Source organism: Okeania hirsuta, assembly GCF_003838195.1.
Lineage (GTDB): Bacteria > Cyanobacteriota > Cyanobacteriia > Cyanobacteriales > Microcoleaceae > Okeania > Okeania hirsuta.
The window spans coordinates 38,655-60,801 of the sequence record NZ_RCBY01000011.1; the positions used below are offsets into that span (position 1 = coordinate 38,655).

The 22,147-nt window shown below is 37.2% G+C and carries 16 protein-coding genes and 4 pseudogenes; 7 read left to right on the forward strand and 13 right to left on the reverse strand.

The window, feature by feature from the left end; all coding sequences use genetic code 11:
• Window positions 1-6: 6 nt before the first annotated feature.
• Window positions 7-1,251, forward strand: coding sequence for a glycosyltransferase family protein (locus D5R40_RS03415; protein ID WP_124143204.1), 1,245 nt, complete (start codon window positions 7-9; stop codon window positions 1,249-1,251).
• A 471-nt stretch (window positions 1,252-1,722) separates the two neighbouring features.
• Here the strand turns inward: D5R40_RS03415 and D5R40_RS03420 are convergent, their stop codons facing one another.
• Window positions 1,723-2,592, reverse strand: coding sequence for a creatininase family protein (locus D5R40_RS03420; protein WP_205127222.1), 870 nt, complete (start codon window positions 2,590-2,592; stop codon window positions 1,723-1,725).
• A gap of 151 nt (window positions 2,593-2,743) precedes the next feature.
• Window positions 2,744-2,890, reverse strand: a complete 147-nt coding sequence (locus D5R40_RS34500) for a hypothetical protein (protein ID WP_161564322.1) — start codon at window positions 2,888-2,890, stop codon at window positions 2,744-2,746.
• Window positions 2,891-3,114: 224 nt separating this feature from the next.
• Here D5R40_RS34500 and D5R40_RS03425 point away from each other — a divergent pair, with 224 nt between their 5' ends.
• Complete coding sequence (locus tag D5R40_RS03425) at window positions 3,115-4,074, forward strand: 3'(2'),5'-bisphosphate nucleotidase (protein ID WP_124143205.1); 960 nt, start codon at window positions 3,115-3,117, stop codon at window positions 4,072-4,074.
• Window positions 4,075-4,635: 561 nt separating this feature from the next.
• Here the strand turns inward: D5R40_RS03425 and D5R40_RS03430 are convergent.
• Window positions 4,636-6,066 (reverse strand): MlaD family protein, encoded by a 1,431-nt coding sequence (locus tag D5R40_RS03430; protein ID WP_124143206.1) that lies wholly within the window; start codon window positions 6,064-6,066, stop codon window positions 4,636-4,638.
• A gap of 93 nt (window positions 6,067-6,159) precedes the next feature.
• Complete coding sequence (locus D5R40_RS03435; protein WP_124143207.1) at window positions 6,160-6,984, reverse strand: ABC transporter ATP-binding protein; 825 nt, start codon at window positions 6,982-6,984, stop codon at window positions 6,160-6,162.
• Window positions 6,985-7,872: 888 nt separating this feature from the next.
• Here D5R40_RS03435 and D5R40_RS03440 point away from each other — a divergent pair.
• The gene (locus D5R40_RS03440) at window positions 7,873-9,285 is read left to right on the forward strand and encodes a gluconeogenesis factor YvcK family protein (RefSeq protein ID WP_124143208.1); all 1,413 of its coding nucleotides are present in this window, start codon (window positions 7,873-7,875) and stop codon (window positions 9,283-9,285) included.
• Between the two features lie 2 nt (window positions 9,286-9,287).
• Window positions 9,288-9,776, forward strand: coding sequence for a tRNA (adenosine(37)-N6)-threonylcarbamoyltransferase complex ATPase subunit type 1 TsaE (tsaE, locus tag D5R40_RS03445; protein WP_124143209.1), 489 nt, complete (start codon window positions 9,288-9,290; stop codon window positions 9,774-9,776).
• A 427-nt stretch (window positions 9,777-10,203) separates the two neighbouring features.
• On the opposite strand, the gene D5R40_RS03450 is transcribed toward tsaE, so the two are convergent.
• The gene (locus D5R40_RS03450) at window positions 10,204-11,535 is read right to left on the reverse strand and encodes a dihydroorotase (protein WP_124143210.1); all 1,332 of its coding nucleotides are present in this window, start codon (window positions 11,533-11,535) and stop codon (window positions 10,204-10,206) included.
• A 343-nt stretch (window positions 11,536-11,878) separates the two neighbouring features.
• Here D5R40_RS03450 and lepB point away from each other — a divergent pair, with 343 nt between their 5' ends.
• Window positions 11,879-12,529 carry a signal peptidase I gene (gene lepB / locus D5R40_RS03455; RefSeq protein WP_124143228.1) on the forward strand — a complete coding sequence of 217 codons (651 nt, stop codon included), beginning with the start codon at window positions 11,879-11,881 and terminating at the stop codon, window positions 12,527-12,529.
• Between the two features lie 365 nt (window positions 12,530-12,894).
• Here the strand turns inward: lepB and D5R40_RS39045 are convergent.
• The 8 genes and pseudogenes from D5R40_RS39045 to D5R40_RS03485 form a co-directional block, all read right to left on the reverse strand.
• Window positions 12,895-13,078 (reverse strand): annotated as a pseudogene (locus D5R40_RS39045) (IS630 family transposase); the annotation flags it as partial.
• A 60-nt stretch (window positions 13,079-13,138) separates the two neighbouring features.
• Window positions 13,139-13,714 (reverse strand): annotated as a pseudogene (locus D5R40_RS39050) (transposase family protein).
• Window positions 13,715-13,733: 19 nt separating this feature from the next.
• Complete coding sequence (locus tag D5R40_RS42375; protein ID WP_375339363.1) at window positions 13,734-13,874, reverse strand: helix-turn-helix domain-containing protein; 141 nt, start codon at window positions 13,872-13,874, stop codon at window positions 13,734-13,736.
• Between the two features lie 20 nt (window positions 13,875-13,894).
• Window positions 13,895-14,029, reverse strand: a complete 135-nt coding sequence (locus D5R40_RS40710; protein ID WP_275670276.1) for a hypothetical protein — start codon at window positions 14,027-14,029, stop codon at window positions 13,895-13,897.
• 110 nt (window positions 14,030-14,139) lie between these two features.
• Window positions 14,140-14,325, reverse strand: a pseudogene (locus D5R40_RS03470) (IS630 transposase-related protein); the annotation flags it as partial.
• A gap of 596 nt (window positions 14,326-14,921) precedes the next feature.
• Window positions 14,922-15,173, reverse strand: a pseudogene (locus tag D5R40_RS03475) (transposase); the annotation flags it as partial.
• A 96-nt stretch (window positions 15,174-15,269) separates the two neighbouring features.
• A complete protein-coding gene (locus D5R40_RS03480) occupies window positions 15,270-16,553 on the reverse strand; it encodes a dihydroorotase (RefSeq protein WP_124143229.1) in 1,284 nt (427 codons plus the stop codon).
• A 1,052-nt stretch (window positions 16,554-17,605) separates the two neighbouring features.
• Window positions 17,606-18,964, reverse strand: coding sequence for a histidine phosphatase family protein (locus D5R40_RS03485; RefSeq protein WP_124143213.1), 1,359 nt, complete (start codon window positions 18,962-18,964; stop codon window positions 17,606-17,608).
• 803 nt (window positions 18,965-19,767) lie between these two features.
• On the opposite strand from D5R40_RS03485, the gene D5R40_RS03490 reads away from it, so the two are divergent.
• Together D5R40_RS03490 and D5R40_RS39060 are read left to right on the forward strand one after the other, a co-directional pair.
• On the forward strand, window positions 19,768-21,282 hold the full coding sequence (locus tag D5R40_RS03490; RefSeq protein WP_124154235.1) for a CPBP family intramembrane glutamic endopeptidase: 1,515 nt from the start codon (window positions 19,768-19,770) through the stop codon (window positions 21,280-21,282).
• A 316-nt stretch (window positions 21,283-21,598) separates the two neighbouring features.
• The gene (locus D5R40_RS39060) at window positions 21,599-22,057 is read left to right on the forward strand and encodes a Ycf66 family protein (RefSeq protein WP_240041535.1); all 459 of its coding nucleotides are present in this window, start codon (window positions 21,599-21,601) and stop codon (window positions 22,055-22,057) included.
• The last annotated feature ends 90 nt before the right edge of the window (window positions 22,058-22,147 follow it).

A 22,147-nucleotide genomic window follows, 5' to 3' on the forward strand; every position in this document is an offset into this window, starting at 1 on the left:
CCCCCTATGAAAAAAATTGATATTGTCATCCTCTCAAATGGCCCGGGAGAATTAGTTACTTGGGTGCGACCTGTTGTACAACAGTTACGACAACAGGCAAATACTGATATGAGAATTTCTGTCATTCTCTCACCTTGTCCCCATGCTACCGGGAAAGAAGCAGCGATAGCTCTTTCCTATCCAGAAATAGACCGAGTACAACCCGCAGAATATTTTTGGCGTTTTTTGCTTCAGGGAAAAACAGCGGAAAATTGGCATTGGCATCCCCAGGGAATAGTTTTATTTTTAGGAGGCGACCAATTTTTTACTGTTGCGGTAGGAAAACGCCTTGGTTATCGTACTGTTATTTATGCTGAGTGGGATGCTAGATGGTGGCGCTGGATAGATAAATTTGGCGTAATGAAGCCAGAAGTTGCTGCTGAAGTACCATCAAAATATGCCGATAAGTTTACAGTAGTGGGAGATTTGATGGCGGAGGTAACCAGTAATATAGATTTACCAACAACAGAGGAAAATATTGTTGAGTATATTGGGTTATTGCCTGGGTCGAAACCTACCAAGTTATCTTTGGGCGTACCTTTAACTTTAGCGATCGCTCAACATCTTCACAAAATACGCCCGCAAACGAGATTTATTATTCCAGTTGCTCCTACTCTGGAATTATCTACTTTAGCCAGTTTTGCCGACTCTCGAAAAAATCCGGCAGTTCAAAAAATGGGTGGTGTTAAGGCAAAATTATTAATTCCTCCAAACTCTGAGACAGAAAATCCTAAATTGGTGACACCTACAGGTCTAGAGGTGGAATTAATAACGCGCACTCCTGCTTACGATCTACTTTCCCAATGCCGTCTTTGCTTGACCACAGTTGGTGCTAATACTGCTGAGTTGGGTTCGTTGGCAATACCGATGATTGTATTATTACCCACCCAACAACTTGATATTATGAGAGCTTGGGATGGTTTGCCTGGGTTGTTAGCAAATTTACCGGGGGTAGGAGCTGCTTTTGCTGCCGGAATTAATTGGTTAGTGTTGCGCAAGGGACAACTGTTTGCTTGGCCGAATATTTGGGCAAAACAAGAAATTGTGCCGGAGTTAGTAGGGAAACTGACACCAGAAACAGTAGCAGAATTGGTATTAGATTTTTTGAGTCATCCAGAAAAATTAGCAGAAATGCGCGATCGCCTTAGAAGTGTTAGAGGTCAACCGGGAGCAGCACAAAAGTTGGCTGAAATTGTGTTATCGTTGCTATAGCACTACGCGCTAGGGAATAGGGAACAGGGAACAGGGAACAGGGAACAGGGAATAGCAAATTGTAAAAAGGTTTTAGGATTGACAAATGTCCTAACAAATTCTTGTAGTGCTATATAGCAGGGAAGAGGGAAGAAAGAAATTTTGACATAATTACTAAATCTTCTCGGAGATTAGCTATACTTTTTCACCATCTACGTCATATTGCTTTTGAAGACTATCGTTTTTTGGTAGTGGTACATTGTAATGGTATAGACAGTGGGAGCATCTTGCTCCCTTTCTAAGTTTTGCTTGTCTCCACTTAATAATTACAGCACTTTTGAGAAAGCATGAGGTACAGTTTAATACTATTCCCTATTCCCTAAACTCGTAAAACTTTGTACCTCATCAACTCAAAAACTGCTGTCATATAAAATCCGGACAGTAATCACAAAATTACTTTATCTTAATACAGGTGTTTTATTGAATACGAATTTAAAAATTAATGCTATTCAAATCCTTTCTTTCTCCTGACTCCTGACTCAGTCCTCCTGACTCCTCAGCAATTTGTTTTGGTTGCCGAAATTTATAAACGTCCTGAATAACCTGCACCCAACCATCCGTAAAAGCCTCAATAAGGCGATCGCCTTTTTCTTTCGTTGCCACTTTGGCATCACCCAACACCCCACTACAACTTAACTCCTGCGTTAACCAAGCAAAAGGCAACTGCCCCTCCATACTTAACATACTGTCTTCTGGCAAATCTTGAGGATATTCTGTTACTGCCTTATCCATTTTTACCATATCCGGCAAGATTGACAACATCATACTGGTTTCCCCATCTCCTGCATGAATTCCCAATTCCATTTCCTTTGGCGTAAACAATTCTTTGCTAGGGTGAGGTATGCGCCAAGCAAAAAGCGGAAATAGCAAAAAATCCTCATATTTCTGGTGCAAGTCTCGCGCCACAATTTCGATAACTTGTGGTTGTCCGCCATGAGCATTCAAAAATACCAATTTACGGAACCCAGAGCGATAGATACTTTCAGCCATTTCTGTTAATACTGCCATCAAAGTCTGGGCGGTGAGAGTAATAGTACCCGGAAAATGCCAATGTTCGTTAGATTTACCGTAATATTGAGTAGGCAAGGCGTATGCAGGAATATTGGAGTCGAGTTTAGCAAGAGCTTTACCTGTAATAAAAGTAGCGATCGCCGAATCAACAATTATAGGTAAATGGAAGCCATGTTGTTCAATAGAACCCACTGGTTGAATAATTACTACATTTTCTTTATTTGGCATTGTTTCAATATCTTGCCAGGTGAGATAGGGAAAAAATCTTTCTGGTGGAATAAAATTGTGCATCATCATTAATAGTTAAATAAATTATCATTAATAATTTAAGTGAACTTGTTCAAGAAACTTTTGTCAATCTTATCGCGCTACGCGTAAGGCAACAGGCAACAGGCAACACAGGAATACAAAAGGGTTTCAGTTTCTATTCATGTCAAACACCTTAATGTATAGCGATATATAGTTTAGTGCCCAAAACTAAGGGTAGTCCTGCTCGCGTAATGGTAGATGGGGATGAACAACGGCGCTTCATGGGAGCATCTTGCTCCCACTGTTTTTGTCCTTGACCAAAATAATGACAATAGACCACAATTACAATCCACCACCACCAAACCAAGTTCTAAATATTCAAACACTGGTATAGCAATGTGCGCTGGGATATTTACAAATTACAGGAACTGTCCAATAGCTAAAAGTCTTATATTATTGGTTTTTTATTCCCCTTGTTGCCTGTTGCCAGATGAGCTGTTGCCTGCGCACAGCGCTATATATGTTATAAATATGCTATAAATAGTACTTAATTTGAAACTACTCATGGCTTACGAACACGAAAAACAAATAGCAATTGAAGCTGCTCTAGCAGCAGCTAAACTCTGCGAACAGGTTCGTGGAAATATTCCACCTGCAATGGAAAAAGGTGATAAAAGTCCGGTAACTGTTGCTGACTATGGCGCTCAAGCGTTGATTTGCAAAGCCTTGGGTGAGACCTTTCCAGACGATCCAGTGGTAGGAGAAGAAGACGCCACTGAATTACAAACTCCAGAGATGGCAGAAAATTTGACAAAAGTGACAAATTATGTAAAAGAACAGATAGCAGATGCTACTCCAGAACAGATAGTACAATGGATTAACCAAGGTAACGGTAAAGTCGGACCTCGTTATTGGACTTTAGACCCCATTGATGGCACAAAAGGGTTTTTACGTCAAGACCAATATGCAGTAGCGTTGGCATTGGTGGAAGCAGGAGAAGTTAAGGTAGGGGTGTTAGCTTGCCCAGCGATGCCAGTAGAAAATAATCAACCAGGGATGTTGTATGTAGCGGTTCGGGGTGAAGGAGCAGCAATGATGCCAATAGCAGGAGGTGAATTTACTCCTATTCATGTTGTGAAAGCGGGTGATACTACTAATCTCCGGTTTGTGGAAAGTGTGGAAACTTCTCACGGCGACCAAGACCGTCAGAATGCAGTAGCGAAAGCTGCGGGTATTACTGCGCCTTCTGTACGGGTAGACTCTCAAGCAAAGTATGGTATTGTGGCATCTGGGCAAGCTGCTTTATATTTGCGTTTGCCTTCACCGAAGTCTCCTAACTACCGGGAGAATATTTGGGATCATGCTGCCGGAGCGATCGTTGTGGAAGAAGCTGGAGGACGTGTTTCCGATCTTTATGGTAAACCGTTAAATTTTGCTGATGGAGCGAAGATGGTTGATAACCGTGGTGTAGTTGTTAGTAATGGGATAATTCACGATCGAGTTTTAGCTGCTTTGCAAGAATAGATATTTATAGCAGAAGGAAGAAGGAAGAAGGAAGAAGGAAAATCTGGCGTTGTCTGAGTTTTAAGCTTTTGATATGTCGGCCTCCTTTCCTTCGACTGCTGTAACTAAAGCTAGGCAACGAAAAATCAGGGTGGTTATACCGTTTCACAGAAGTCAGAAGTTATATCAAGTCTCATTAATTAGGGCTTGCTGAAAAAGTCTTATGGATGAGGGTAGGAGACAGGAGACAGGAGACAGGAGACAGGAGAAATGGGAATTGTAGAAGAGGTAGTCGGAAAATTGTCCCTTGATTTTTCTACCATAATCATCCCAAAATACTAGCTTTTTGCAGCTCTTGCCACTGAAAAGATGACACTTTTTGAGACAAAAAAATGCTACAACCAATATAAGTCAATGCTTTGGTATTTAATCAGCAAACCCTAATTAGCCATAATAAATTAGCTATCTTTAAGTCATCTTTAGATGACTTCTGCTATGCAGCCCAGAAAGAAATTTCTGGGCGGATGCCATGGCCTGCTATACTTCGGCGTTTCTCATTCCCTGTTCCCTATTCCCTATTCCCTATTCCCTCAAATCTGTCAATTTACTAACCTCTGAACTTCTACTATCTTTTAACAAAGTTTCAATATTTTTTGCCATCCGAGTTTGCTGCTCTAACTGCTTTGTTGAAGAGAATAAATCACCTAATCCATTAATAATTTGTTTAAGACTTTTCCTAAATCTATCATCCCCAGTTAAATCATCTAAATCTGATGTCATTTTCTGCACATTCTGAAATGTTGCTCTAGCTGAATCTAATGTTTGTTGCAACATAATTATATTTGTAGAACTATTTAAGTCAGTAGAAATATCTCGTAGATTAGCAGAAGTTTCTACTGCATTTGCTGATAATATTTCTAAATTACCAATCAATTCTCCTCTTTCTATATCGCTAACTATCGGACTTAAACTTTCCATTAACACTGCTAACTCTTCCGTCGTTTTTTCAATATTATCTAAAGTTGCTATAAGAGTAGAACGATTTGTATTAACAATTGAATTAACCTGCTCTGCTGTTAAACTAACTTTCTTCGCTACTTCCTCTACAGAATTTGCTGAAGCTATCGCTGCCTCGGAAACTTTTGCTGTAGATTCTTCCATGGCTTTAGTCACATTTGCTATTCCATTGGAAATTTCATTTACTTCTCTTTCTACAGTTTTAGTCAGGCTATCCAAATCTCTCTCTACAGTATTAGTCAAACCACCTATTTCCCCTTCCAAAGTATTAGTCAAACCACCTATTTCTCCCTCTAAGGTTTGAGTCAAACCACCCACTTCTGCTCTAAGAATCCCTGTTATTTCATCTACATCTTCTCTTAAATATTGACTTATACCTTGCATTTCTCCTCTAATAGTTTCTGATAAATCAGCCAGTTGTTTTGCTAACTTAGAAGCCTCTTCAGAAGCATTAGCTGTATTTTCAGCAATTATTTTAACATTACTAAATAACTCTGGGTCACTGTATAGATCGATTAAACGTATTCCTGCTCTTAATAATTGCTGTATTTCTACTCCTGCTTGCCCCTGTAAACGATCATTATTACAGATAATTATTTCCGAACAATTAGAGGATAAAGGACCAGCAGAAATTTCTGATTCTGGTATTCTACCTCTAGGAGTAATATCTATCACTGCAGTACCAATAAATGAAGATGTATTTGCTTGAATAAACACATCACGAGGAATAATTAAATCTTCAGGTTTAATTTCTAGACTAATATCTACTCCATTTGGCCCTGGTTTAATTCCTACTACCTGTCCTACATTAATACCTCGATATCTAACTGATGTGCCTAATTCCATACCAGATGCACTTTCAAATTCTACTATGACCTTATAACTACGTTGGCCTAAGTTTACTCCCTTCAACCAAAGCACCAATACACCAAATAAACCTAATCCTAGCAAAGTTAATAAACCAACTGAACCTTCTCTAGCTGTTCGCGATCGCATAGTTTCCCCAAAATTATCAATAAGCTGTGACGATTTAAAGATTTTAGCTATTAACCAATAGTGATATAATCTAATCCATTACTTTTTCAGACATTAATCTTCTACTTGTAGCTTTTGCCTCTTAGTCAAACCTCTATCCAAGACCTGAATTGGCCCATCTACACTACCTGTAAAAAATTGTTGTACCAAAGGATTGTCCACCACATCAATTTCATTTACAGTACCAATCCACTGCACCTTACCCTGATAAAGAAATACAATTCTGTCTGCTGTGCGACGAATGGTACTATGTTGATGAGTAACCATTACATAGGTGCTACAACCACCATCTACAGATTGTAAGTGACGTACCAAATCTTCAATTACAGTAGAAGCGATGGGGTCCAAACCTGCAGTTGGTTCATCATACAATAATATTTCTGGGTCATCATGAGGATTTTCTGGATTAGTCATAATTGCCCTAGCAAAACTCACTCGTTTACGCATTCCACCAGATAACTCTGCCGGATAGCGATCGCCAATATTACCCAACCCCACCATTTCCAATTTCTGCTGCACCAACTCCTGAATCTGGGAATGTGGTAACTTACTCTGTTGATACAAAAGAAAACCCACATTTTCTTCTACTGTCAGGGAGTCAAACAGAGCAGCATTTTGAAAGACCATACCAATAGTAATTGGATCTTTCAAATCATCCATCCATCTAACTCGTCGCTGTCCCTGGACATAAACTTCTCCAGCATCAGGAGTCAATAAACCAGCAATAATTCTCAGAACTGTGGATTTACCAGTTCCAGATGGACCAATGATTGCCAATGCTTCCCCGCGATAAATTGTTAAGTCTGTTTGATCTAAAACAACATTAGACCCGAATGATTTACTAACTCCTTTCAGTTCGATTATAGGTTCGTGGTTCATCGTTTATACTTAACAGTCCACAATAAAGTATTGGTCTTAAAAAAGCAGCAAGTATAGCGCTACGCGCAAGGCAACAGGCAACAGGCAATAGGCAACAGAGAAATACAAAAGGGTTTCAGCTTCTATTTATGTCCTAAACTTAATGCGTAGCGCCATAACAGATTTTGTTGGCAGTATAGCAAGGGGGCATAATAAAAGTCTCAAACTTTGAGATTTAGTCAGCTTTTCTCTTCTAAACTTTGCCTTCTGTTATACCATTTTCAAAAAATAATGTTACAAATACTGTAAGTCAAGAAAAAGCAAGAAGGTTTTAGTTATCTAGGTGATTAGTTATCTAGAGCAGAGGGAAGAAGAAATAAGTAAGAAAAAATTAACAATTAATGATATATTTTCTCTCTCTAATAAAAATCAGTTTTGACAAAAATAGAGTAATTCTATACCAAGATGCTCTATTATTTGTAGCAAATATTTATCGTGGCTGCTGTTATAGCAAGGAACGAGCTGGTGTTTGACTTATGCTGATAATGAACAGTAAGACAGAGAAATACTTTTTCCACTATTGCCTGTTGCCTGTTCTATATATATACTGATTTGATTAAATCTCCTTAGTTTATCTTCCTTAACAAAATCATTGGGTCGCGTAACCCCGCCTTTTAAGGCGAAATGTTTTTGGAGGGTTGCTCAAATCCCCGTTACAAAAACAACTTCTGTACGGGCGTTAGCTGACGCATAGCTCCGCTAACGCCCCTACTGACTTCTGACTTCTTTAAGGCATTTCATCTCAACACAATTTAGTTCTGAAGCGCCATAATACTGCCAGAATCTTCTTTATTGTAGATAGTATTTTTGTACAAATTTGTCCTTAATCAAGCTAAGGCTAATATTGCTATGTCAACTAGTTTAGTAAAGAAAACCCTACGCATCTTTCTCAAAAGTAATTTTTTTATTGCAAAATCTGATCAGACTAACTCTCAGGTAATTGGCCAATGGTTTAAGTGGCTAGCTCCAGGATTATTTATCAAGCGGTGGTTACTCTTGAGTGCTGCTGGCGTACTACTGACTAGCTTAGGTCTATCAATATGGACGGGAATGACTCCAATTTTTTACACCCTACGGCTACTTAAAGAATTTTTGGGGTGGGTGACGACTATAGTTCCTAGTTATATTTCCGGGCCAATAATTATCTTTGCTGGATTACTTTTTATCTTCTGGGGTCAAAATCGTAGTATTAATTCCATTACTCAGGTGTTAATACCAGAGGGAGAGGAAAAACTGGTGGATCGCTTACTTGCCCATCGACGATTAAATCGAGGTCCAAAGATAGTTGCTATTGGTGGGGGTACAGGTCTTTCTACTTTGTTAAGGGGTATCAAAGATTACAGTGCTAATATTACTGCTGTTGTGACGGTGGCAGATGATGGTGGGTCTTCTGGTAGGTTGCGCCGAGAGATAGGGGTACTACCACCAGGGGATATTCGTAATTGTTTGGCAGCTTTGGCTAATGAGGAAAAGTTATTAACTGAGTTGTTTCAGTATCGGTTTCGTGCTGGTGATGGTTTGGTGGGACATAGTTTTGGCAATCTTTTTCTTACGGCAATGAGTGAAGTGACTGGTGATTTGGAGCAGGCCGTAGCTGCTAGTTCTCAAGTTTTGGCTATCAGGGGTCAGGTTTTACCTGCTACTCTTACTGATGTTAATTTGTGGGCAGAATTAGCTGATGGGCGACGTATTGAAGGCGAGTCTAATATTACTGAGGCCAGGGGAAAAATTGTCAAAATTGGCTGTACTCCTGAACATCCTCTGGCTTTGCCCAAAGTGTTACAGGCAATAGAAGAAGCTGACTATATTATTATTGGCCCTGGTAGTTTATATACTAGCGTGATTCCTAATTTATTAGTGTCTGAAATTGCTGAGGCGATAATGCTCCGCACCGCTAACGCGAACGCTTCTAGAAATATTCCTAGTATTTATGTTTGTAATATTATGACTCAGCCTGGAGAAACTACTGGATATACTGTGGCTGACCATATTCGTGCTATTGATGTTGCTGCTGGTAAACGATTATTTGATACTGTTTTAGTGCAGGGAAAAAGTCCTTCAGCACAAGCATTAGTTCGTTATGCTCAAGAAGATTCTCATCCTGTTTTTCTTGACCGTGAAGCTGTTAGAAATTTAGGAAGGAAAATTCTTTTGACTAATGTGATGTATGAGGATGAAGAAACTGGTTTTGTTCGTCACGATTCGATGATGTTAGCGCAGGTATTATTAGAGTGGTATGAGCGTATTAAATTTAATAAATAGTTATGAATAAAGAAGTTTTTTTTTCACTACAAAATACTGTCGCAACTCACAATATTGGTAAAAGTTTAGGGAAAATTTTGCCTGCTGGTAGTGTGATTTTATTGGAGGGAAATTTAGGTAGTGGTAAGACGACTTTTGTTCAAGGTCTTGGTGCTGGTTTGGGAATCAAAGAAACAATTGATAGCCCTACTTTTACTTTGATTAATGAGTATTTTTCTGGCAGAATACCTCTTTATCATTTTGATTTATATCGTTTAGAAAGTTCTGAGATTGAAGCTTTAAATTTGGAGATTTATTGGGAGGCTTTGGAAGTACCTTTGGGTATTGTCGCCATTGAATGGGCTGAGAAGTTGGTTTATTATCCTCCTAATTTTTTGCGAGTTTATTTAAGTTTTTCTAATGTAGGAGATATTTGTGAACAAACGCCCTGCGCACGCCATGCTAAATTGATTTCTATTGGTAAGTTTGATTTGGATTTGGATAAAATTTAGGTTCTAAAACTTACTAAGATAATTCTACATATGATTATATACTAAATTACTGTTTTAGCTGGTAGGTACTTTTATCAGAATTAGATAGTTTAGAGAAAAAATACATTGAGGAAATTAAGCCACTACAAAATGATACTAAAGTTAAGGAATATCTGCCAAAAAAAAGCCCGAAACTTTCTGAGTTGCAGGGACTCTTAAAATTAGCTAATACTCCTTTATAAAGGTTTGGGATTAAGAATATAGTTTGGATGACAGATAGATAGATATTAACGTCTTCAAAAATTAATGAGCTAGTTATGGTTTGCTGAAAAAGTCTTTTTAAGGAGTGGGGGAGCGGGGGAATAGGGGAGTGGGGGAGTAATTTTTTTGCCCTTCAAGTCAACTAAAAGTCAAGCAAAACTTCAAAAAAAGTCGTTATGAAAATTAATTAGGTAGCTACAGAAAATGTTATAGCTTTACCCCGAACATTAGAATTAAATTCACCACGATTAAACACAATTTCTCCCCCAACAATAGTAACAACAGGCCAACCAGTTAAACTCCATCCTTCAAACGGACTCCACCCACATTTTGTCATTAATTCCTCTCTTAAAACAGGGCGATAATTATCCAAATCAACTAATACTAAATCCGCATCAAAACCAGGAGCGATCGCTCCCTTTTTCGGAATGCCATAACCTTTAGCAACGGCAGTAGACATCCAATTAGAAACTTGAGCAACAGAACATTTTCCCTGAATAGCTTGAGTTAACATTAAAGGTAAAGAAGTTTCCACCCCAGGCATTCCTGAAGGAGTATTTGGATAACCTTTTGCTTTTTCTTCCAAAGTATGAGGTGCATGATCTGTGGCAATAAAATCAATTACCCCATCTAACAAAGCTTGCCATAAAATATCATTATCCCAAGCAGATTTTAAAGGAGGATTCATCTGAGCTAAAGTACCAATCTTTTCATAAGCACTTGTATTTAATAATAAATGTTGAGGCGTAACTTCAGCAGTCACCCAACTCGGTTTATCCTGACGCAATAATTCAGCTTCATCTCCAGTCGAAGTATGCAAAATATGTAACCTCCGCTGATATTTTTTCGACAACTTCAAAGCCATCTTAGTTGCCAATAAAGCAGTCTCATTATCCTGAATTTGTGAATGAATAGCAGGGTCAGAAATACCAGCAAACTCTTTTTTCCTTTCATCAATTCGAGCTTGATTTTCTGCATGAACAGCTATTAACCTTTTTCCCCTCGCAAAAATTGGCTCTAACTTTTCCTCCGTATCTACTAATAAAGGTCCGTGCATAGAACCCATAAAAATTTTAATCCCAGGAGTAGGATTAGCAGTTAATAAATCGGGTAAATTTTCTGCCGTTGCCCCAATAAAAAAACCGAAATTAACCAAACATTTTTGAGCTGCCCGTTGTAACTTATCATCCAATGCGGTTTGAGTCGTAGTCAAAGGTTTAGTATTAGGCATTTCCAGAAAAGAAGTAACACCACCTTTCACACAAGCTCGACTAGCAGTAAATAAATCTTCCTTATGTTCCAATCCAGGTTCCCGAAAATGTACCTGGGGGTCGATGACTCCAGGTAATAGGGTTAAGCCTTCAGCATCTATGATTTTTTCTGAAGCTTCAGAAAATGAGATTTCTGGAGCGACTTGAATAATTTCTTGGCCTTGAGTTTGCACATCACCAATCAAAAATTCCCCATTGGGTAAAAGGATGCGGGCGCGACGAATCAACAAAGAAGAGATAGTAGACATGATTAAAGATTGGGTTTTGTATTTATATTGTTTTAGGGAGTAAGGGGTAGTTACATACAACGTCCGTACAGAGTAGTAATTATGGAAACAGGAAATAGAGCAGAAAGGCTATAATGTTACTTTGATTCTAATATATTACAGTTTGATAGGATAGCTATAATAATGACTATAAACTCAAAAACCTAAAAATGTAGTCTTATAATTGTGAACTTAGATGATTTACACTCTAGAATCTTTTTAATATTTATGTAAGATAGTCTAGTCAAAAAAACTTAATTACCTAGTTGTAAAACCCATAAACAAAACCAGTATTTTAAAATTAATTATTCGATGGATATAAATGATGAATCAAGAAGAAAAATCAAAACATAAAGAAAATTCCAATGAAGAAAATCCTTTGATTGAGTCAATCAAAACTATTGGACTTAGCGTGATTTTAGCTATAGGAATTCGTCAATTTGTTGCTGAAGCACGTTATATTCCTTCTGGTTCGATGCTACCAACTTTACAAATTAATGACCGTTTGATTATAGATAAATTGGGTTATCAATTTAAAGATCCAGAAAGAGGAGATATTGTGGTTTTTAATCCAACAAATGAACTTAAAACTCAGTACAAAGATGCTTTTATTAAACGGATAGTTGGATTGCCTGGAGATCGAGTAGAATTGAAGGATGGAAGAGTATATTTGAATGATCAGGTAGTAGAAGAAACTTATGTTGCTTCAGATTTGAATCCAGCAGAACTTGAGGCAAGAAAAATTAATCATCAACAAACTAGAATAGATGTTTGTCCTCCTGATAAAAGGTTTCTTTCTCAACCTGTGACAGTGCCTCCAAATTCTTATTTAGTTATGGGGGATAATCGTAATCATAGTTATGATGGACGATGTTGGGGTTTTGTTCCTTATGAAAATATTATTGGTCGAGCTATATTTCGCTTTTGGCCCCTCGATAGTCTTGGTACAATAGATGAATTACCATTGTACAAATGAAAGTTATTTTACTTATTAGTGCTGACCATTCAAGCCTTATTGTTGAAATACTGAAGTTGATTTTTTCATCATCTTAAAAAAGGAGAGTTGAGAGCTGATTTTTTGGTAAAAATTTTTAGAATTTAAAATTAACATTTAATTGCCGTCGGAGGAGTTAAGTTATTAAATTTCAATAGCTCTAGACCTGACAAACTCCTCATTTTTACAAAATTATTTCATAGTCAGGGTAATGCTATTTTTACTTCTGTAATTATGAATGCTTCAGAAAAAGTCATATCTAGGAAAACTCAAAACTAATTCAGACTCTAGGACTATAGTTATTCAGTCGAAGCAAATTAATAGAGTTATTTCCATCAATACAATAGACATTCTTGGACTGACTCAAATCGACTCTCATCAATATATACAAGCCTTTCTATCCCATATTTTTTTATCAATTCTCCCTCGTAATTTATAGTATTTTATTCTTTCAAGTCTATTTATTTCTCGATACCTTAATTCTTTTTTTTGTGTGATTTTCATTTGATGCAGCGCATAACCAATTGAACTAATAGACTTGTCGCGAAATAAAACCTTAAAGTGAAATGGGAAAATTCTGGTTTTCACTGATTAAATTATCCTGCCATTAAGTAGAAATTCCAGAGTCCAGCCGCAGTGAACATGAAGCGATCGTCGCGCATCTTTAATGTGATTTCGATACAATCCTCTCCCTGCATTATATCTCTTCACGCCAGATATTGTATGTTCACATTTGACGCTAACGCTACTTTTCTCTCTATTGAAAAGTTTTTGTTCCTCAGTTAATTCCTTTCCTTTAGGTTTTTTCGTGGGAATTTTGATGTTGACGAATTCCTTCTGTAATCCCTGGAAACCCAAATCTACATGAATTTTCACTTCCAAAAAGCACAAAATCTACCAATTTTTCGCGCGTCCAACTGCCGAAGGCCCATGAACCTTGCCCTCTCTTGCTTTTGATAGGACGAGGACCCTTTTATCTGAGTCTGTCATGATCAGATGTTGACTCCTATGGCACTTTTTTTTACCTGAGTCATGATTTTTCTGCTTTTGCTGGTCTTTTGGACGCTGGATTGGCCGTTCCGTACCATCAATCATCACTTCTTTGGCAGATGGAAACCTGCCAATGAATTCTTCAATGCTTTGTAACTTACGTTCTGGTAAGGCCATTTTTTTCCCTAAAGCACTCTCAGGGCAACGGTTGTAGTCTTAACATCCAATAGTGTGCTCGGCTGCGGTGTAAGTCAAACAATATTCCTGCCACATCAAAGGTAGGGTAACACTTGAAGTAGAACAAGATAAAAAATAGCTTGTCTTTGGCCTCTAACAACCGCGCTTTTCTCCCTCCTCCTAAAGCTCGAACTCTAGGTTTTTGGCAAAAGAGCGTTCGCGGAGGGTGGCGGAGCGCCGTATCGCTTCCGAGTCAAGTTGGACACAAAAAGCTTGTAATAATTCATCCAATGCCTTACGGTTTAGTCCAGTCAATGCCCGCACTGAGGCGGTCTTCTTTTAGCACCCGATTCAGATCTAACATTGTCCCATCTCAAACACCCTATTAACTTTACTTTACCTTATAAAGCGACAAGTCTAATATTAACTCCAAACTTAAGAGCGCGATCGCACAATCTTAAATCTGGATTTTCTTTCACATCTTGTTCTAATGCCTGCAAATCTAGTTTTCGCCGACGTATTGTGACTTTTGTCGGTTTTAATTCTACTCTTGCTAGCCACCGATATATTGTAGAACGTCCCACTTTATAGATTCTGGCTGCCGATAAAATACTTCCTCCATTTTAAATTAAAAAAACTTGATTTTCCACGATTTCATTATATGGTATCAAAAAATAAAAATAGTATTATTTTTTACAGTAGAATTTTTACATTCAGACATAATCTAAATTTATTTATAAAAGCTATTTACTATATTTTATTGGATATTCCTTGCATAATATTAAACGCAATTAAATATGTTCAATATTATAGAAATCCTCATAGCTATAAATTTCCTTACGTTTTACCAAAAGATGTATAGAGTTCAGGGCTATTTCCAGAAGTGTTGAATGTTAGAAAAAAGCCTTAAAAAAAGCAACTAAAAATGATTTGAAGAAGGAGACAGGAGACAGGAGACAGGAGACAGGAGGAAAATTACATGGGGATTCTCACCCCAAGTAATTTTGAACACCGTGTAGACGGTGGGGTATTAAACCCACAAAGAAAATGATAATGTAAGGGTTCAGGTGAGAGCAATGTTGCCACCACTAGGATATGCCAACACTCCCTGATAATTCAGGTATGAGTTCTAGGAATTAGAGAAAGACTTGATGAGCGTTGGCGGAGCCTAGCGGCAGCTATAGTCATTCCGAATAAGACTGGGACACTAAGAGGCACAATAATCTCGAATGATATCATCAATGGATTTATCTTTTCCTTCGTACATTCTTTTCTTCTTTAATGCGCCAAAGTCGTGTTCTATATAATTTAAACCTGGAGAGTATTTAGGGAGAAATATAACTTCATGTCCTTGGCCATTGACTAATTCCTTAATCAGCGTTTTTCTGTGAATTGGTGCATTGTCCATTATTAGGACTGATTTTCGCTCAAGTGATGGTAATAAATATTGTTCTAAGTATTATGTAGTTTTTAGAACTCATATCTTAGATAACTCCCGTGGAATATCACTCTACATTTAGTATGGGTACTTCAGAAAAAGTCAAATCCTTTAAAACTAAACTTCGAGAACACGACCTTGAATTTGTTTTCCCAACCAAGGCGTATTAATAGAACGAGATTTCAAAGTTTGCTTTTCTACTACCCAAGTTTCTTGAGGCCCAAATAGGGTAACTTCTGCTGACTTTTGAGGTCTTACCTCTCCAGGACTTAATCCTAAACATTTGCTAGGAGCCGTACTTAATACCCTCCATAAATCTAAAGCCGACAACTTTCCTGTTTGGACAAAATTCTGCCATAATAAAGGTAATGCTATTTCTAATCCTATAGTTCCTGGGGGTGCTTCATAAAAAGTAACCGTTTTCTCCTCATAACAAAAAGGAGCATGCTCAATAGCAATAGCATCCAAAACCCCATCCTTAATACCTTGAACCAAAGCCAAGCGATCGCTAGAATTTCCTAAAGGAGGTTCCAAACGTAAATTAGTGTCATAAGGAAAAAACTCCGTCTCAAAAGGAGACTTACCCTCCATTGCCTGAGTATCCAACAACAAGTGCATCCAAGTTGTACTAGCAGTAATAGGCAAACCCCTATTTTTAGCTACTCTAATCAATTCCACACTCCGAGCAGTGGAAACCCGCATAATATGGACAGGAGTACCAATAGCATCTACTAATTCCAACACAGCAGCTAAAGCAGAAGTTTCAGCCATAGTGGGAACTCCAGGCAAACCCAAGCGAATAGAATCATACCCCTCTCGCATTACCCCTTTACCCGCCAACCTAGAATTATTGCAACATAAAGCTAGAGGTTTATTCAGAGGTTTGAGATATTCCAAGATTCGTCGTAACAAACCAAGATTTTGTAGAGGTAAACCATCGGCAAACCCCACAACTCCTGTTGTTGCCAACTCTCCCAACTCGGTCATTTGCTCCCCTTGTAAACCTTGGGTAATAGCACCCCAATAATAAATGATGGGAGTAGAAGCATAATTTTTGGCTAAATTTTGCAACCTAGCCAAACCAGCAGGATTATCTACAGGTGGAAAAGTATCAGGCAAAATAGCTAATCTAGTAAAACCCCCTGCTGTAGCAGCTTGAATTAAAGACTCAATAGTTTCTCGTTCCTCAAACCCTGGTTCGCCACTATGAGAATATAAGTCTACTAAACCAGGGCCTAAAATTAGTCCATGGGAATTTTGAATTTCTGTTTTAGTGGGAAATTCAGAAATTTGTGTCTCAACTGCTGCGATTTTACTATCGATGATTAATACATCAGCAATTCTGTCTGTATTGGAAACTGGGTCTAATATTCGGATTTGTTGAAATAATTTGCTGTTCATCTGAGGAAGGTGGTAGGTGCTGTACCAAGGGTGAAAAAAGAATGTTTTTGAATGATAAGAGTGATTAAAAGAATCTACAAGAGGTTTTCCTTTGACTAAATAGTATGGCGCTATAGTTTTGGCTCTACATCTGACAAATATAGTCTGAGAAAGTCCGATGAAAAAGGCGATCGCCTTCCAGTGTCGGGATTGAATTATTCCCATCAATATTCCATAGCGTGAAAATTTGCCTTCTGATATACAAAGCTTGACTTTGCCTTCTCCAGATAGAGAGAAATAATATGGCGCTATAGTTTTGGCTCCACATCTGAGGAAGTCCGATGAAAAAAAATTATTACCCTCCAGTGCCAGACAAATATTAAATTATTTTCATCTATCCTCCATAGGGTGAAAATTTACCGAGGATAAATAAAGTTTTCTTTTACCTTCTCCAGATAGAGAGAAATAATATGGCGCTATAGTTTTGGCTCCACATCTGAGAAATTACTCTGAGGAAGTCCGATGAAAAAAGGCGATAGTCTTCCAGTGCCAGGTAAATATTAAATTATTTTCATCTATCCTCCATAGGGTGAAAATTTACCGAGGATAAATAAAGTTTTCTTTTACCTTCTCCAGATAGAGAGAAATAATATGGCGCTATAGTTTTTGGCGGTGGTGAATTTTCATTGGTCGTGCATTGTCATTATTTTTTACGAGGCACGGCAGTGGGAGTATCTTGCTCCCGTACCAGATATTACTTTTTCCTGTATACCATTACGCGAGCAAGACTACCTAGTTTTGGTTCCACATCTGAGAAATATAGTTTGAGAAAGTCCAATCAAAAAAGGCGATCGCCTTTTTTGATTGGACAAATATTGAATTATCCCCATCAATTCTTCATAGCGTGAAAATTTGCCTTCTGATAGACAAAGCTTTTTTTGTCTTCTTCAGATAGAGAGAAATAATATGGCGCTATAGTATTTACCCCAAATCTCAAAAATACAGTCTGAGGATAAGTCCGATGAAAAAATATGATTACCTTCTGCCTTCTGCCTTCTGCCTTCTGCCTTCCCTTACAACGCCCCGGCCGCAGTCTTGTCCAAAATACCGCCAGATAAATGAGAAGTAATATTCATGGCCTCCAAAACAGCTTGTCCATCTGGCCCTTGAGGATAATCAATTACGCTAACTGCCCCATTTCCCTGCTTAAAATTCCAGAAATGTTTAGGTTCCAGACCAAATAATTGACAAAGAATTGCCTTATTTATCGCATCATGGGCAACGACAATACCAACACCAGAAACTGACCGAATAATTTTTTGCCAAGCAATCATTGCTCGTTCCCAAACCTGCTGTAAATTTTCACCTTCTGGCATTTGTACCGTTTCTGGAAATTCTTTCCACTGCTTCAACAGACCAGGAAAACCAGATTCAATTTCCGATTCAAATTTTCCCTCCCAGAGACCGTGACTAATTTCCCATAAACCATCATCTAACTGTAACTCCACATCTGGATGGTGCTGCAAAATAATCTCTGCCGTTTCCTTGGGACGTGACATAGAACTACTCACAGCAAAATCTAGATGTACATCTTTGAGAAACTCGGCAGCTTGGCCACCTTGAAGGCGACCATTATCATTAAGTGGTACATCAATTTGTCCCTGAAATTTACCATCTCGGTTCCAGTTTGTCTCACCGTGGCGCACCAATAACAATCGAGGACCTTGATGTTTCTCTCTAGGTTTAGGGAATTTCTCACCAATGTGAGTAGTAAGATTCATTGATTCTAACTGAACAGAACCTCCGGATTTATCTTCTCCAGAAAAAGAAGGGAAAGGAGGAGTAAAGTTGAGAATGCTAATACCACAATTAGACTGTTGTATGGATTGATAAAAAGATGGTTGTATTTCTAAAGCTGTAGCGATAAGACAGCGATTAATACCATTGTGAGCCACAACCAAAATAGTTTTATCGTTATTTTGACTTAAAGTTTCTTGCCAAAATTGTTTAGCTTGGTCAAACAAAGATAGAACAGGAAAATGCTTGATTTGCCCCTCTGGTGTTGAGACTTCCATATAAAATTCATGGGGAAGTTGACTCCAGATACGATAATCTTCTCCAAATTTATCCTTGACTTCTTGGCGCAACATTCCTTCCCATAATGGTAAATCTACTTCCCTTAAGTTTTCTTTGCTTTGTAATGGGGGGGGAGAATTTAAACAGGAATGGATAATTTCTGCTGTTTGTTTGGCCCTTTTGAGAGGACTAGCGTAAATAGCATCAAACTTTAGACCTTTGAGAGCTTCACCTACCTGACGGGCAGCATTTATGCCTATGTCTGTGAGAATTGAGACATCAAGACGGCCTTGAATTCGACGTTCAACATTGTAGGTGCTTTGGCCATGGCGCACAAGGATAACACGGGTACTCATGGATAGTTTAGATTATAAATTTGCTGGAAACTTTGCAACAGAGTGATTTTATCTTGTTTTTGGTACTTATAGCAGGGAACAGGCAACAGGCAACAGGGAAGAAAATTTCTGAAAAAAGGCACAAAATATGATCTATATGTGTAATTTCCACTCCTATGTCTAATGGTCTAGAATTCTATTTCAGTTGTGGGTAAAATATCTTGGAATTTAGATAACAGCTTGAAAAGGCAACAGTTCATCTGAGGTTAAAATTTCCAACTTTTTATCTATCCATGGATTTTTTACCGAGAAATTCAAGAAGAAATAAATCCAAAAAATCCAGTTCGTTAATCCTATAATTTTAATAATTTTAAGGAGAGGTAATTATTAATTATTAATTGTTGAAGACCTAGATAAAAATTCTATATATCATTTAGTACAGCATAATTAATAAATTAGAAGTTATTTTTCAGAAGTATAGTATTTTTTCTGTCTGGTTTAAAGACTTAATTTGTGTATAGCAATAAACCGGTAGGTTAAGTAGACTGATGATGATCCGAATCAGAGGAAATGTTTTTCCCACTGTTGCCTGTTCCCTGCTATACTTCACAAACTTGAAGTCTGCTATATAGCGTTTTCAAATGAGATGTCAAACAAGAGTTGGTTATTTATTAACAGTAAAAAGTCCGGGAAACCTTCTTACCTGTTGCCTGTTGCCTGTTGCCTAAAAAAGACCAGGTTTTTTACGCAACTCAAATGAAATTACTATATCTAGACTGAAGCAAAAATCTGCAATTTTAGAGAGATATTATTAGGAGATATTAATGACGATTAAAAGATTAATTTTAAGTATTCTGACTATTGTAGCCATTTCTTTTATTGGTTTTTCTTTATTTAGTAGTGTAACTCAGCCACAAATTCAAAGTCGTCTGGAGTTATATCAGACTAATTTATTGTTGCACGCTGCGGAATGGCAACCTGAAGATTTAGATAGTAAGAATTTTGCTGTAGCTAGTGAAGCTTTGATTGGTAATGATTCTTATGAAGCTGGATTAATACAATACAAAAATGCTCGTCAGTCTGCTCAACAGCAACTGGAAAAACAAACTTTAGAGGTGGAAAATTTAGGAGAAGTAAAACAGTTATACAAGAATATAAATCAGTTAAAAAGTCTGATTAATGAGTTTGATATTAATATCGGAATTTTACAGGCACAAAAAAATAAAATAGATGATGCTAGGCAAAGTTGGCAAAATTTAACTAAGTCAGAAATAGAAAATCTGTCTTTAGGAGAAACGGCAAAAGTTTTAAGTGAAATTTGGAATAAACCAGCGAGAATTTTACCTGATGCAGAATCTTTAATCCAGAAAAATTTAGATGGATGGTTTCGTTATCGTGCCTTAAAAAAATTATATAAATTACAGGAAAGACAAGAGGTTTTATCTCAACTAGAAATCCAGGAACAAGAAATAGCTCAACAGGCTGTATTTAAGTTAGCAATTGTTGCTGGTTTGCCGGGAATGGGATTAGTATTCGGAATAGGATTACTCATATTTTTAGGAGTACAATTGTTAATCTCTGGGAAAGAATCTTTATTCTTAAAAAATGCCAATTTACCTTGGGAAGTAACCTGGGATGGTGAAACAATTTTACAAGTATTTGTAGTTGGATTTTTCTTGGTCGGACAAATTTTGATTCCTTTAGGATTAGAGATTTTTAAAGGTTTCACAAATTGGCAACCTGCAATGATGGGAGTGCGGGTACAAGCTGGATATATTTTAGGGAGTTATATTCTGTTTTCTATAGGTGGTTTATTGGTACTTTATTTTTCACTAAAGTCATTTTTTCCACTGCCGAAAGATTGGTTTAAATTTGATTTACGCGGTGGTTGGTTTTTCTGGGGTTTGGGTGGATATTTTGTTGCTTTGCCAATGGTAATTTTAATATCTTTAATTAATCAACAATTATGGCAAGGTCAAGGAGGAAGTAATCCAATTTTACCTATTGCTTTGAAAGGGCAAGATGGATTAGCTTTAGCTCTGTTTTATGTCACAGCTTCTATTGCTGCACCAGTTTTTGAGGAGATTATGTTTCGAGGATTTTTGTTGCCTTCTTTGACAAAATATATGTCAGTTTGGGGAGCTATTGTAGCAAGTGGATTTTTATTTGCCGTCGCTCATTTGAATATTTCAGAAGTTTTACCTTTGGCAGTTTTAGGAATGATTTTGGGAGTAGTTTATACCAGGTCTCGTAATCTTTTATCTTCTATGTTGTTACATAGTTTATGGAATAGTGGAACTTTGTTAAGTTTGTATATTTTGGGAAGTGGGGCTGGTTAATTTTTAGTGTTAGTTTCAGAGACATAAAATAGGGAGTAGGGGAGTAGGGGAGTAGGGGAGTGGGGAAGTGGGGAAAAAATATTTACCCTGTGAAAAGTCTACTTATTGTGCCTCATAAAAACGGGAAGCAATTTCATTAATTGATAATTGATCATGGATAATTGATAATTACCTCTGGTTAAAACCGTTACGGAATTGAATGTAAGGAAATATTATTTCTTTTTTTCCCCTTGAAAGGGGAGGCAGAGTAAGCTGAATTATTTAATTAATAATTATTAATTATTAATTTTTCGGTAAATAATCGAAGAAGTATAAAATGATGAATCTTCTTTTAAATTATTCGAGTTTACTTGGGTTATTAGATATCTTACTAGCCCTATTAATTTTCAACGAATCCCTAAAAAAATTATTATCTCAAGAAGCTTTTGATATTGTTCAATGGATTTTTGTCCCGATCGCCATACTATGGTGTGGAGGAATTTTGATTTTTCAGGGGTGGAGACTCGATCCAATATTATTTTTTGTGATGTTTTTGTTACATATTATATTAGTATTTTTGGTAATTAAAACTTCCCTATACAATATTGTTTCTCATCAAAAAGCTTTTAATATTATTCAATGGATTTTTGTTAAAATTTTTCTTCCGATCGCCATACTATTGTGTGGAGGAATTTTGCTTTATCAGGGGTGGAGACTCGATTCAATATTATCTTTTGCTATATTTTTGTTAATTAGTGTATCTATATTTTTGGGTATTAAAGATATCTTTAAATAAGTTGCTTCCATACACCTTTCACTAATAACTTTAAATAACTATCATACTGGATTTATTAATAAATCTCATAAATACAGTTTTTTCATTACT

Excerpts from the sequence above, each read along its gene's own strand:
- D5R40_RS03415 (WP_124143204.1), top strand. The coding sequence starts at position 7 with ATGAAAAAAATTGATATTGTCATCCTCTCAAATGGCCCGGGAGAATTA.
- D5R40_RS03420 (WP_205127222.1), bottom strand. The coding sequence starts at position 2,592 with ATGCACAATTTTATTCCACCAGAAAGATTTTTTCCCTATCTCACCTGG.
- D5R40_RS03425 (WP_124143205.1), top strand. The coding sequence starts at position 3,115 with ATGGCTTACGAACACGAAAAACAAATAGCAATTGAAGCTGCTCTAGCA.
- D5R40_RS03430 (WP_124143206.1), bottom strand. The coding sequence starts at position 6,066 with ATGCGATCGCGAACAGCTAGAGAAGGTTCAGTTGGTTTATTAACTTTG.
- D5R40_RS03435 (WP_124143207.1), bottom strand. The coding sequence starts at position 6,984 with ATGAACCACGAACCTATAATCGAACTGAAAGGAGTTAGTAAATCATTC.
- D5R40_RS03440 (WP_124143208.1), top strand. The coding sequence starts at position 7,873 with ATGTCAACTAGTTTAGTAAAGAAAACCCTACGCATCTTTCTCAAAAGT.
- tsaE (WP_124143209.1), top strand. The coding sequence starts at position 9,288 with ATGAATAAAGAAGTTTTTTTTTCACTACAAAATACTGTCGCAACTCAC.
- D5R40_RS03450 (WP_124143210.1), bottom strand. The coding sequence starts at position 11,535 with ATGTCTACTATCTCTTCTTTGTTGATTCGTCGCGCCCGCATCCTTTTA.
- lepB (WP_124143228.1), top strand. The coding sequence starts at position 11,879 with ATGAATCAAGAAGAAAAATCAAAACATAAAGAAAATTCCAATGAAGAA.
- D5R40_RS03480 (WP_124143229.1), bottom strand. The coding sequence starts at position 16,553 with ATGAACAGCAAATTATTTCAACAAATCCGAATATTAGACCCAGTTTCC.
- D5R40_RS03485 (WP_124143213.1), bottom strand. The coding sequence starts at position 18,964 with ATGAGTACCCGTGTTATCCTTGTGCGCCATGGCCAAAGCACCTACAAT.
- D5R40_RS03490 (WP_124154235.1), top strand. The coding sequence starts at position 19,768 with ATGACGATTAAAAGATTAATTTTAAGTATTCTGACTATTGTAGCCATT.
- D5R40_RS39060 (WP_240041535.1), top strand. The coding sequence starts at position 21,599 with ATGATGAATCTTCTTTTAAATTATTCGAGTTTACTTGGGTTATTAGAT.